The sequence below is a fragment of the Streptomyces sp. B3I8 genome, from assembly GCF_030816915.1.
In the GTDB taxonomy this organism is placed as follows: domain Bacteria; phylum Actinomycetota; class Actinomycetes; order Streptomycetales; family Streptomycetaceae; genus Streptomyces.
The window spans coordinates 7,003,889-7,016,638 of record NZ_JAUSYN010000002.1; the positions used below are offsets into that span (position 1 = coordinate 7,003,889).

Consider the following 12,750-nt stretch of genomic DNA (forward strand, 5'->3'; position numbering starts at 1 on the left):
GTGCTCAGCGTCCTTCGAAGGTGTCGGGGGTCGACTGCGAGTCCCCGCGCGCCTCCGGGTTCAGATGGCGCTTGAACTCCGGGTGGTGCAGGTCGAAGGCGGGGGAGTCGGACCGTACGCGGGGCAGGGCGTCGAAGTTGTGCCGGGGCGGCGGGCAGGAGGTCGCCCACTCCATTGAACGCCCGTACCCCCAGGGGTCGTCGACCTCCACCTTGGGCGCGTACTGCGCGGTCTTCCAGACGTTGTAGAGGAACGGCAGCGTCGACATGCCCAGCAGGAACGCGCCGATGGAGGAGATGGTGTTGAGGTCGGTGAAGCCGTCGCTCGCCAGATAGTCGGCGTAGCGGCGCGGCATGCCCGTCTCGCCGAGCCAGTGCTGCACCAGGAACGTCGTCTGGAAGCCGACGAACAGCGTCCAGAAGTGGATCTTCCCCAGTCGTTCGTCGAGCATCTTCCCGGTCAGCTTCGGCCACCAGAAGTACAGCCCGCCGAAGAGCGAGAACACGATCGTGCCGAACAGTACGTAGTGCAGATGGGCCACGACGAAGTAACTGTCGGTCAGATGGAAATCCAGCGCGGGGGAGGCCACCATGACGCCGCTGAGCCCGCCCAGCAGAAAGGTCACCAGGAAGCCGAGTGCCCACAGCATCGGTGTCTCGAACGAGAGGCTGCCGTGCCACATCGTGCCGATCCAGTTGAAGAACTTCACCCCGGTGGGAATGGCGATGAGGAACGACATCATCGAGAAGAACGGCAGCAGCACCGCGCCGGTGGCGAACATGTGGTGTGCCCACACGGCCGCCGACAGCATGGTGATCGTGATGGTCGCGCCCACCATGCCGACGTACCCGAACACGGGTTTGCGGCTGAACACCGGGATGATCTCCGTGACGACGCCGAAGAACGGCAGCGCCACGATGTAGACCTCCGGATGGCCGAAGAACCAGAACAGGTGCTGCCACAGCAGGGCGCCTCCGGTGGCGGAGTCGTAGACGTGCGCTCCGAACTCGCGGTCGGCCACCAGGGCGAGCAGGGCGGCGGTGAGCACCGGGAAGGCCAGCAGCGCCAGGATCGAGGTGAACAGGATGTTCCAGGTGAAGATCGGCATCCGGAACATCGTCATGCCGGGGGCGCGCAGACACATGATGGTGGCGATGAAGTTCACCGAGCCGAGTGTGGTGCTCAGGCCCGCCACCACGAGGCCCATCGCCCACAGCGACCCGCCCGCCCCGGGACTCTCCACGGAGCTGTTCAGCGGCGCGTAGGCGAACCAGCCGAAGGGCGCAGCACCCCCCGAGGTGAGGAAACCGGAGAGCACGGTCAGACCGCCGAACAGGAACAGCCAGTACGTCAGCGCGTTGAGCCGGGGGAAGGCGACATCGGGTGCGCCGATCTGCAGCGGCATGATCGCGTTGGCGAGCCCGGCGAACGTGGGCGTCGCGAACAACAGCATCATGATCGTGCCGTGGATCGTGAACAGCTGGTTGTACTGGTGCGCGTTCAGGATCTGCAGCCCGGGCCGGGCCAGTTCGGCGCGCATCAGCATCGCCATCAGGCCGGCCACCAGGAAGAAGGAGAACGAGGTGACCAGGTACAGGTTGCCGATCTTCTTGTGATCGGTGGTGGTGAGGTAGTCCCGGACCCGCTCACCCACGGAGATCCGGGGGTTCTGGTCCGCCTGGACCGGCGTGGCCGGCCGGGGGTGAGTCTGCGACATGGACGCCCTCCGACGCGCTGTTCCGAAGGAGCCGGTCTCCGGCGGGAACGGGGGCGGGGTAGCCCCGGCGGCGCGTCGCTAAACGCCGCGCGCACTCGCGGGGCGTTCGGTCGCGCGCCGTGGCACCCGGGTGCCGCCCGCGTCCACGGCCGGTTCCGGAAAGCATGAGGACACCGGGATGGACGAGCAGCGGACGCACGAACGCCCCGCGGGCCGCATGGTGGGACATGGTGGGAAACAGGGGACGACCGTCCCCGCACCCCCCGGGAGCAGCGACTCGGCCGTACGGCACAGCGGAAGGGCAAGACCTTTGCATACGGCAAATGATGCGGGGCACCCGCTGTTCCAGTCCCGACTCCTGCCGACAGTACGAGGCCCAGATGACACCTCTGACCAGCTCCGCGCCGGCGGAGCAGGGCACCGACAGCGCGAGCACGCCGCCGCCACCGGGCGGCGGGGCGAGCCTGTCGTCCGACGGCATCGACGCCCTCGTCGGCCGGGTGCACGCCCTGCCCGACGGACCCGCGCGCCGGGCGGCGCGCGAGGAGGCCATTCGACGGCTCGTGCCCTTCGCCCGCCGGGTCGCCGCCAAGTACCGCAATGTCACCGCCGAGGACCCGGACGACCTGGTCCAGATCGCCTGCCTCGGACTGGTCAAGGCCGTCGACGGCTACGACCCCGGCCGCGGTCACGCCTTCCTCGCCTACGCGATGCCGACCGTCTCCGGCGAGATCAAACGCCATCTGCGCGACCGGAGCGGGCTGTTGCGGCTGCCGCGCCCGGTGCAGGAGGCCCGCGTCCGGGTGGGACACGCCCGCCGGGAGCTGGAGCAGCGGTTCGGCGGGCGGGCCCCGACGGCCGTGGAGATCGCGCACGTCAGCGGGCTGACCCCCGAGGCGGTCACCGAGGCGCTGCGGTCGGAGACGGCGTGCCGGCTGCGCTCGCTCGACGCCCCGGACCGGGGCGAGCCGGCCGGCGGGCACTGTGCGGCGGACACCCTGGGCGGCCCCGATCCGGCCCTCGACATGGTCGTGGACCGGCTGACGCTGGCGAACGCCCTGCACTGCCTGCCGGACCGCGAGCGCCGCATCCTGTACCTCCGGTTCTTCCACGACCAGACCCAGCAGCAGATCGCCACGGCGGTGGGCGTCTCCCAGATGCAGGTCTCCCGCCTCCTCGCGCGCTGCCTGTCCCGCCTGCGCGCCCAACTCACGCCGCCGGACCCGGCATCCGACGTCGCCGAGGCCTCCCAGGCCGCTTCGGCGCCCGAGGTCGCGTTGGCGCCTGGCGCCGCCCCGGTGCCCGAAGGCTCCCCGGTGCTTGCCGCCACGTCGGTGCCCGACACCGCCCCGGTTTCCGGCGCCACGCCGGTGCCCGCATCCCCGCATCCGACATCACCCCGGCCGCGGCGGATCCGGGCGCCCCGTCCCTCCCGCCGCGTCCTCGCGCGGCGACGGTCGCCGAGGATGTCCGCGTGCCGTCCGCGGCTGTCGGCGTCGCCGCTGCCGTCGTTGTCACCCCTCACGAGAAGGAGCAGCATGCGTGCCCTGACCGTCCGCCCCGGCCACGCCGTCACCCCGACTCCGACAAACGTCGACGAGCCGACGCCGGCCGACGGCGAACTCCTCGTCCGGGGCCTCGCGTTGGGCGTCTGCGGTACCGACCGGGAGATCGCACGCGGGGAGTACGGCGAGGCGCCCGCGGGCAGGGACCGGCTGGTCCTCGGGCACGAGTCGCTGGGCCGGGTCGAACGCGCTCCGGACGGCAGCGGGTTCAGCGCGGGCGACCTGGTCGCGGGTGTGGTGCGCCGCCCCGACCCGGAACCCTGCGGCGCCTGCGCGCACGGCGAGTTCGACATGTGCCGCAACGGCCGCTACGAGGAGCGCGGCATCAAGGGCCGCGACGGCTACGGCGCCGAGAAGTGGTGCGTGGAGGCGGACTACGCCGTCCGCATCGACCCCGCGCTCGGCCTCGCCGGTGTCCTGATGGAGCCGACCAGTGTGGTGGCCAAAGCCTGGGAGCAGATCCAACGGGTGGGCGACCGCGCCTGGTTCGAGCCCCGCCGCGCGCTGGTGACCGGCGCGGGCCCGATCGGTCTGCTCGCGGCCCTGCTGGGGCGGCAGCGCGGCCTCGACGTCCACGTGCTGGACCGGGTCGACGACGGGGCCAAGCCGGACGCGGTACGGGCCCTGGGTGCCACGTACCACGCCGGTGACGCGGCCGACGTCGTCTCCGCCCTCCGCCCGGACGTGGTCGTCGAGGCCACCGGCGCCGGATCGGTGGTGTTCGACTGCATCAGCGGGACCGCCGCGTACGGGATCGTCTGCCTCACCGGTGTCTCGCCGACCGGGCGCCGGACGACCGTGGACGCGGGCCTGGTGAACCGGGAGATCGTCCTGGAGAACGACGCCGTGATCGGCTCCGTCAACGCCAACCTCCGGCACTACCGGCAGGCCGCCGACGCCCTGGCCCGGGCCGACGCCGACTGGTTGCACCGTCTCCTCACCCGCCGGGTGCCGCTGGAACGGGCGGCGGAGGCGTTCGAACAGCGCCCCGGTGACATCAAGACGGTGATCATGCTGGACCCCGATGCCGCCTGAGCCACCGCCCGAGCCGCTGCCGGCCCGCCGCGGTACCGGCGCCTGGCCGCCCCGGGGTGATCCGGCGGTTCCGTCACTCGTCGCGGAAACCGCGCGTCGGGTCCTCCACCTGCGGGTGTTCCTGGAGCGAGCCCGGGGCCGCCCGGTCGGGCGCGGCCGGACTGTACGGGAACTGGGGCGGCGGCGGTGGCCGCCGGTCGTCCGCCGTTCCCGCGCCGGCCGCGGGCAGCCGCAGCGCGAGCAGGGCCGCGTCGTCACCGCTCGGCGCGATCCGCTCCAGCAGCGCGTCGCAGAAGTCGTCCACGGTGTTCCCCGCGGGTCGCCGGGCCAGGACACCGGCGTGGTGACGGAGGGTCGCCATGCCCAGGTCGATCGGACGGTTGCGGCTCTCCACCAGGCCGTCGGTGTACAGCAACAGCGTGCTCTCCGGCGGCAGTTCCTCGCTGGCGTCGGGCCAGCTCAGGCCCAGGTGCAGAGTGGCGCTCATGCCGATCAGCGGGCCGTGCCCGCCCTGGAGGAAACGGGTGGTGCCCTCGTGGGTGATCAGCAGCGGGGGCGGGTGGCCCGCGTTGACCCAGTGCAGTCGCCAGGGCCCGCCCTCGGGTCCCTCGATCCGGGCGAAGACGATGGTCGCCATCGGGGCGTCACTCGTGTTCGTCACCGCCTCGTCCAGCCGGCGCATGATCAGACTGGGCGGTTCGCCGTGGTCCCAGGCCAGGGCGCGCAGCATGTTGCGGACCTCGGCCATGTGCGCGGCGGCCTTGAGGTCGTGACCGACCACGTCCCCGATGACCAGGGCCATCACCCCGTCGCCGAGCAGGAAGGCGTCGTACCAGTCGCCGCCGATCTCCATGGCCCGCTGGGCCGGCCGGTAGCGCGCGGCCATCCGCAGATGGTCCACCTGGGGCAGCGGGGCGAGCAACTGGCGCTGCATGGTCTCGGCGACGTTGCGCTGTTCGTAGTAGAGCCGGGCGTTGTCCATCACCAGGGCCACCCGTCGGCCGATGTCGGCCAGCACTGCGGCCTCCGCGTCGCTGTGCGGGGCGCCGTCACGGGCCACGGTGAGCAGCCCGTACGGCCGCTGCTGGGTGCGCAGCGGCACCACGACCGCGAAGTCGCCGCCGAGCCGTTCGAACAGCGCCCCGTGGGTCGCGGCGAGCGGCGCGTCCGGCTCCTCGCGCAGCACGGCGGCGGTCAGCCGGGTGGGGCGATCGCTGTTGAGTGCCCGCGCCACCGCCGTCCGGGGTTTCTCCGCCAGCGGGGGCAGGGGGCCCTTCAGCCGGCTCGTACGGCGGTGCTGCGCGCTGCGTACGGCGATCCGCTCCAGCGTCGTGCAGTGCTCGGCGCACACGTCGACCGTCGCCCATACGCCCATTCCGGGGACGAGGAGCCGCAGCAGCCGGCGCATGCTGCCCGAGGTGCTCACGCCGGTCATCAGCACCGAGGAGATGTCGGCCACCAGATGCAGCCGGGAGGTGAGCTCCTCCAGCGCGGCGGTGTGCGCGGCCGCCTGCTCGGTGGCGCTGCGGTGCAGGCTGAAGTCGTGGAAGACGGCGACCGTGCCGGTGCGGCGGCCGTCGAACCGCAGCGGGGTGGTCGCCCAGATGATCGGCACGGGAATGCCGTCCGCACGCAGGAAGTACTCGTCGCTGCCCTCCTCGGCCGACCCGGACTCGCGCAGCGGCCGGGTCAGCGCGCACTGCTCGCGCGGCACGCGGCTGCCGTCGGCCCGGCGGTGCAGCAGGTCGTGCGCGTCCTGACCGATCATCTGCGCCGAGGACCGGCCCAGCAGCTCCTCGGCCCAGGGGTTGACGGAGGTGATGCGGTTGTCCAGGTCCGTCGTGATCACACCGGCGCCCAGGTCGTGCAGCACGGCTTCGGAGAAGTCCGTTCCCGGGGCACGGTCAGCGCCGCTCACGGCCCCTCACCGCCTTTCCGTACGGTCCGACCCCCTTCGGTTCCCCCTGCACTCAGTCTGTACCGTTTCGTGGCATCGGGCCGGATCGGGAACGGTGAGAAAGGACCGGCCGGGGCATCGGCACCGCCCTTCGGGAGACGTCTCCCGGAAGACACCACCCCGGTGGGAAGCACCGCCCCCCGGCGGGAGGCGGCGCCCCGCGGGCCCGGTGGCTCAGGCTTTCGCGGCGGGTGCGTCCGCCGGTTCCGACGCCGTGAACGTCACCTCTTGGGTCGTGACCGTCTCCGCCCGGCGCCCGGGGCCGTTGTGGAAGCCCCAGTAGAGGTTGGTGTGGGCGACGACCTGTGCCGGGGCCGGGGCCCCGAAGGAGGTGAGGTCCTCCGTGGTGTGCGCGTCACCGACCAGCGTCACGTCGTAGCCCCGGACGAAGGCGCCGTGGAGTGTGGAGCGTATGCACATGTCGGTCTGCGCGCCGGTCACCACGACCCGTCCCACGCCGCGCTCCGCGAGCACCTTCTCCAGTTCCGTGTCCTCGAAGGAGTCCCCGTACTTCTTGTGCACCAGGGGCTCGGACTCCCGGCGCGGCAACTCGGGCACGTAACTCCAGCCGTCGCTGCCGTACGGGAGGCCGTCGTCCGAGTGCTGCACCCACACCACGGGCACGTCCGCGGTGCGGGCCCGGTCCACCAGAGCCGCGATGTTCGCGACGACGCCGTCGCGGTCGTGGGCGCCGGACATCACGTCGTTCTGCACGTCGATCACGAGCAGCGCGGTGTGCGGCCGGCCGGACAAGGTGGTCATGAAAGCCCCCAGAGGTCGTGCCGGTCACCGTGCCGTCGGTCGGGCCGGTGCCGGCGTCATTCCGCCGCCATCCACACTAGGGCCTCTCGTTTGGATCATTCCGGCGTCGCGGGGTTTGGTGCGCGCCTGTGCGGCGTTGTCGTCGGTTGCCGGGGCTCCGCCCTGGCGCCCTCCTCCGCCTTGCCGCCGCACGCACCAAACCCCGCTCGGGTCGGTCGAAGACGCACCGCGCCTCCCGGCCGGCCTGATCCAGACGAAAGACCCTGGGCCCGGCCACTGACAACGCCCCGGCGAGTGACGACGCCCCCGGCGGAGCCGGACCCTAGACCGCTGCCTCCTCGGCCGGAGCGGCGGTGGCGGCCTCGGCGCCGTCCGACCCGCCGCTCCGCACGGCCGGGATGACCGTCGCGATCAGGGCGGAGACCAGCGCGAGCCCGCCGCCGATGAGCAACGCGGTGCGGAAGCCCGTCTCGGAGGCGAAGGAGTGACCGCCCGTCGTCGTGGTCATCCGGGCGAGGATCACGCCGATGACGGCGGCGCCGATCGAGGTGCCCAGCGAACGCATCAGCGTGTTGAAACCGTTCGCGGCGGCCGTCTCGTTCAGCGGCACCGAGCTCATGATCAGCGCGGGCATCGCCCCGTAGGCGAGCCCCACACCGCTGTTGATGACGATGCCTACGATCATCAGGCCCCAGGCCGAACCCATCAGCGGCATGGACAGGCCGTAGCCGACGGCGATGACGAGCGCCCCGCTGATGAGCGTGAACTTCGGGCCCCGCGCGTTGGTGAGTTTTCCGCCGAGTGGGGAGACGAACATCATCATGATGCCGCCGGGTGCCATCCACAGGCCGGCGGCGAGCATCGACTGCCCGAGCCCGTACCCGGTGGCCTCGGGGAACTGCAGCAGCTGTGGCATGACCAGCATGCTCGCGTACATGGCGAAGCCGACGAAGATCGACGCGGCGTTGGTCAGCAGCACCCGCGGGGCGGCCGTGGTGCGCAGGTCGATCAGCGGGTCGGTGGTGCGCGTCTCCCACCAGCCCCAGCCCACCAGCGCGACGACGGCCACGGCGAACAGACCCAGCGTGGTGGCCGAACCCCAGCCCCAGTCGGCGCCCTCGGAGATCGCCAGCAGCAGGCAGACCAGGCCGGCGGCGAGCCCGAGCGCGCCGGGCGCGTCGAAGCGCTGGCCCTTCGCGCCCGCCGGGACGTCCGGGATCAGGAACCAGATGAGGATGCCGACGGCGGCGGCCAGACCGGCCGAACCCCAGAACAGCACGCGCCAGTTCGCGTACTGGGCGACGGCCGCGGCGATCGGCAGGCCGAGCCCGCCGCCGATCCCCATGGAGGCGCTGACCAGCGCGATGGAGGAGCTGAGCTTCTCCACCGGGACCACGTCGCGCAGCAGGGCGATGCCCAGCGGCACCATGCCCATGCCCATCCCCTGCAGACCACGCCCGATGATCATGGGCGTCACGGAGGACGACAGCGCGCACACCACCGAGCCCACGATCAGCGGCACGGCGCACGCGAGCAGCATCCGGCGCTTGCCCAGCAGGTCGCCGAGGCGGCCGGATATCGGCACGCACACGCCGCCGGCCAGCAGGGTGACGGTGATGACCCAGGCGGCGTCGGCCGACGAGGCGTGCAGGATCTGCGGGAGGTCCGGCAGGAGCGGGGTGACCAGCGTCTGCATGATCGCTGCCGTGATGCCGGCCAGGGCCAGCGTGGCGATCACGCCGCCCGAACGGGCCGTGGGCTGGGGGGCGTCCATCGGGACTCCTCGACTGTGTGTTCCGGGGAAGGCGCGGGTGAGCGCGTGAAGGTGCGCGGAGCCGCGTGAAGGTGCGCGGCGGTGCTCGGACGTGCTCGGAGTGCGTACGAAAGCCCGGGAGGGCGATATGCATCGTACATGGAGTGTGCATTCGGCACGTTACGTGTGGCATGCACATGTGTATGAGACGATGAAGCGGGCCGCCCGCGTGCGACATGGCAGGCGGGAACGGCCCGGCAGGAAGCGGGAGGCAGCGGTAGGCATGGACAGTCCGGCGCACGAGGTCGAGTACGAGCAGATGCTGCTCAGCCGCCACACCTTTCTGAACAAGGGCGGCGGTCGGCGCAAGGACGGCGTGCTGGAACGGAGCGCCTACATCCTGCTCAGCCGCATCCGCGTGCAGGGACCCATGTCCATCGGCGAACTCAGCGACGCCTTCGGGCTCGACGCCTCCACCCTCAACCGGCAGACCGCCGCCGCGATGCGCGCCGGGCTGGTCGAGCGCATCCCGGACCCCGACGGTGGGATGGCCCGCAAGTTCCGTCTCACCGACAAGGGCGGCCGACTGCTCGACGAGGAGCGCGAGGGGATCGTCCGCGCGCTGGACCAGGTGATGGCCGACTGGTCGGACGAGGACATCGCCGCCTTCGCGTCCTACCTCAAGCGGTTCAACACCGGCATCGAACGGATCGGCGGACGGCCCTGGCCCCGGCCCTGAGCCGGGCCCCCTGAGCCGGGCCCCCTGAGCCGGGCCCCCTGAGCCGGGCCCCCTGAGCCGGGCCCCCTGAGCCGGGCCGTGAACCGGGTGCGCCCCGTCCCGGACGAGGCTCTCGCCCCCCGCCGTGACTGTCACGGCGCATCCGTCGCGGTCACGGCAGACGCGTCACCAGCCGGTCAGCAGCAGATGGTTCAGCAGCAGCGCCACCACGGCCTGGGCGGCGAGCCACACCCGCACCTCCCGCACCAGCGCCCCCGCCGACAGCAGCCACATCACGAACGGCAGCCAGATCCGTTCCGTCTCCGCCTTGCTCATCCCGGACAGGTCGGCGGCCAGCAGCGCCCCCAGCGCCGCCCACACCAGCACCGCCAGGCGCACCTCGGGTGACCATCGCGCCGGACGGGGCAGGGTCCGCGCGCCGGTCCGGCCCACCGCGCCGACCAGTGCGCCCCCGGTCCTGCGCAGCCCCACCAGTGTCGCCGGCCCTGCCACCAGCACCGTGCACGCGAGGTTCGCCCACACCCAGTACCCGTACGGGCGGATGCCGCCCGCCCCCTGGTAGTAGCGCTTCACGAGCAGCCGGTAGGCCTCCCACCAGTCGAAACCCAGGCAGGTGAACACCACCGGCACCACCGCGCCGCCCGCCACCAGCCACGGCAGCACCGCCCGGCGCCGCGCGCCCAGCAGCAGCACGGCGCCCGCGAGGACGACGAACAGCGTGAGCCCGTACGAGAGGTAGAGCGTCAGACCGAACAGCAGTCCCGCACCGAGGCCGAAGGCCCACGGCCGGCGGCCCGTCACGGCGAGCGCGAGGCACGCCACCGCCCACGCCGCGACCCCCGCGAAGTACCCGTCCGCCGACGCCCCCACCCACACCGCGGCCGGAGCCAGGACGACGAACGGGGCGGCGCGACGCGCCTGTTCCTCACCCGCCAGCGCCCGGACGGCGACCAGCACCGCGGCCGCCGCCGACGTTCCCACGACGACGCACCACACGCCCGCCCAGGCCCCACCGCCCAGCCCGATCCGGTCGAGCAGGACGAAGGTGAGGGTCGACCCCGGGGGATGCCCGGCCACGTGCGGGGGCCAGTGTCGGGGCGAGTCGATCAGGATGTGGTGGGTGAAGTCCCGCAGAGTGGCGGGGATGTCGGAGAACCGGTCCACGGCGGTCAGGTACTCGTAGTGGGTGGTCAGCCGCCCGGCCAGCCCGCGCCGCCAGCCGTCGACGAGGGCCAGCGAGAACGTCCACGCCAGCGCCGCGCCCCACGCGGACACCAGCAGCGCACGCCACGGCAGCCGGGCGGCGAGCGGGGGGCCGTACGCCACCACGAGCACCGCCACGAGCACCGCGGCCGGGGTCCCCGGGCCCACGTGCGGCTGCCATGTGGCGTACAGCGGCGGCCATCCGACATGCAGGGTGCCGTCCCGGCGTTCGATCGCGGTGCCGATCAGGGCGGCCGCCGTCACCAGCAGCGCGGCGGCCAGGACGACGGACAGGTCACGGGAACGGGCCCGACGGGGCTCGTGCGGGGAGCGGGGGCGACGGTCGTGCGGACGACCGCCGAGACGGTCACGGAGGAGACGGTCACGGAGGGGAGCGCGGTTCACACCGGAACGCTAGGCCGGACCGGCGCCGACGGGGTGGCATGCGGGGTACACGTCAGCGTTTCGTCATGGTTCCCAGCCCCTTCGCGCAGGTGATCCGCGCCTACGGTCGGGCACATGGCACGGACCTCCCTCCTCACGCGCTCACCCTTCGCGCCCTCTTTCTGGCGCAGCCCCGTGCGCGGCACCCGGTTCACCGCGCTGCTCGGTGTCGTCCTGCTCGGCGGTATCACCCTGCTGTTCGTGACCGGGCTGCTGTCGTACGCCGCCTACAACCCGAACCTCGCGGCGGTCAACGACAAGACCCCGGACAAGGGCATCCTCGGCTTCTACCTCTTCGACTGGCCCACCGACCCGCCCTGGCTCTACCGGCTCACCCAGGGCATCCACGTCACCCTCGGCGTCACCCTGATCCCGGTGCTGCTCGCCAAGCTCTGGTCGGTGGTGCCGAAGCTGTTCACGCTGCCACCCGCACGTTCCCTCGCCCACGCGCTGGAGCGGCTCTCCCTGCTGCTCCTGGTCGGCGGCGCGCTGTTCGAGTTCACCACGGGCGTGCTCAACATCCAGCTCGACTACGTCTTCCCCGGCTCCTTCTACCCGCTGCACTTCTACGGGGCGTGGGTCTTCTTCGCCGCGTTCCTCACGCACGCGATACTGCGCACCCCGACCGCCCTGCGCAACCTGCGCCGCATGCGCGATTCCGCCGACGGGGTCGGCAAGCCCGCTGAGTCCGCTGAGGTCGGCGGAACCGGTGAGCCGGACGAGTTGGCCGCGTCCGCCCCCGCCGACCCCACCGTGTCCCGGCGCGGCGCGCTCGGCCTGGTCGGCGGCGCGTCGCTGCTGCTGTTCGCCACCTCGGCCGGCCGCAGCTTCGACGGACCCCTGCGGCGCACCGCACTCCTCGCCCCGCACGGCGGAGCCGAGCCGGGCGGCGGTCCCGGCGGCTTCCAGATCAACAAGACGGCGGCCTACGCGGGCATCTCGACGGCGGAGACCGACGCGGAGGCCTGGCGGCTGGTCGTCACCGGACGCACCGGCACCGTCCGGCTGACCCGGGCCGCACTGCGCGACATGCCCCTGCACAGCTCCGCCCTGCCGATCGCGTGCGTGGAGGGGTGGTCGACCTCCGACCAGTGGTGGCGCGGCGTGCGGCTGCGCGACCTCGCCGCGCTCGTCGGGTACGAGGACCCGCCGGACGTGTTCGTCGAGTCGCTCCAGCGGCACGGCTCCTTCCGCCACGCGGCGCTGCGCGCCAACCAGGTGGTCGACCCGCGCTCCCTGCTCGCCCTCGACGTCAACGGTGAGGAATTGACGCCCGATCACGGCTACCCGGCGCGCGTGATCGTGTCCGCGGCACCCGGTGTGCTCAACACCAAGTGGGTGTCCCGCCTGACCTTCGGAGGTGTGAAGTGAGGACGATCGGACCGCGACCGCGACTGCTACCGCGACTGCGACGGCGTGTGCCTGCCCTCGGCAGCCCGCTTCAACTGGCGCTGCTCGTCTGTTCGTTCGCGCTCGCCGGCTATGCGGGGACGCGGCTGCTGACGGGGGACCGGTTCGGGATCGTGCTGTGGTTCGTGGGCGCCGCCCTGCTGCACGACCTGGTCCTGCTGCCGC

The 12,750-nt window shown here is 72.3% G+C and carries 8 protein-coding genes and 1 pseudogene; 4 read left to right on the top strand and 5 right to left on the bottom strand.

The window, feature by feature from the left end; genetic code table 11:
* Positions 1-4 precede the first annotated feature (4 nt).
* Positions 5-1,717 carry a cytochrome c oxidase subunit I gene (ctaD, locus tag QFZ64_RS32905; protein WP_307071121.1) on the bottom strand — a complete coding sequence of 571 codons (1,713 nt, stop codon included), beginning with the start codon at positions 1,715-1,717 and terminating at the stop codon, positions 5-7.
* A gap of 380 nt (positions 1,718-2,097) precedes the next feature.
* Between ctaD and QFZ64_RS35500 the strand changes: the two are divergent.
* Positions 2,098-2,916 (top strand): annotated as a pseudogene (locus QFZ64_RS35500) (sigma-70 family RNA polymerase sigma factor); the annotation flags it as partial.
* A gap of 339 nt (positions 2,917-3,255) precedes the next feature.
* A complete protein-coding gene (locus QFZ64_RS35505) occupies positions 3,256-4,317 on the top strand; it encodes a glucose 1-dehydrogenase (RefSeq protein ID WP_373430784.1) in 1,062 nt (353 codons plus the stop codon).
* Positions 4,318-4,390: 73 nt separating this feature from the next.
* Here the strand turns inward: QFZ64_RS35505 and QFZ64_RS32915 are convergent, their stop codons facing one another.
* From QFZ64_RS32915 to QFZ64_RS32925, 3 genes are all read right to left on the bottom strand, one after another.
* On the bottom strand, positions 4,391-6,235 hold the full coding sequence (locus QFZ64_RS32915; protein WP_307071123.1) for a SpoIIE family protein phosphatase: 1,845 nt from the start codon (positions 6,233-6,235) through the stop codon (positions 4,391-4,393).
* Positions 6,236-6,448: 213 nt separating this feature from the next.
* Positions 6,449-7,036, bottom strand: coding sequence for a cysteine hydrolase family protein (locus tag QFZ64_RS32920; protein WP_307071124.1), 588 nt, complete (start codon positions 7,034-7,036; stop codon positions 6,449-6,451).
* A gap of 322 nt (positions 7,037-7,358) precedes the next feature.
* Complete coding sequence (locus tag QFZ64_RS32925) at positions 7,359-8,810, bottom strand: MFS transporter (RefSeq protein WP_307071125.1); 1,452 nt, start codon at positions 8,808-8,810, stop codon at positions 7,359-7,361.
* Between the two features lie 262 nt (positions 8,811-9,072).
* Between QFZ64_RS32925 and QFZ64_RS32930 the strand changes: the two genes are divergently transcribed.
* Positions 9,073-9,528: a MarR family winged helix-turn-helix transcriptional regulator gene (locus QFZ64_RS32930; RefSeq protein ID WP_307071126.1), complete on the top strand. Its 456-nt coding sequence runs from the start codon at positions 9,073-9,075 to the stop codon at positions 9,526-9,528.
* Positions 9,529-9,693: 165 nt separating this feature from the next.
* Here QFZ64_RS32930 and QFZ64_RS32935 read toward each other — a convergent pair whose 3' ends face one another.
* Positions 9,694-11,136 carry a hypothetical protein gene (locus tag QFZ64_RS32935; RefSeq protein ID WP_373430707.1) on the bottom strand — a complete coding sequence of 481 codons (1,443 nt, stop codon included), beginning with the start codon at positions 11,134-11,136 and terminating at the stop codon, positions 9,694-9,696.
* A gap of 114 nt (positions 11,137-11,250) precedes the next feature.
* Here QFZ64_RS32935 and QFZ64_RS32940 point away from each other — a divergent pair, with 114 nt between their 5' ends.
* Positions 11,251-12,546: a molybdopterin-dependent oxidoreductase gene (locus QFZ64_RS32940; RefSeq protein ID WP_307071127.1), complete on the top strand. Its 1,296-nt coding sequence runs from the start codon at positions 11,251-11,253 to the stop codon at positions 12,544-12,546.
* Positions 12,547-12,750: the final 204 nt, after the last annotated feature.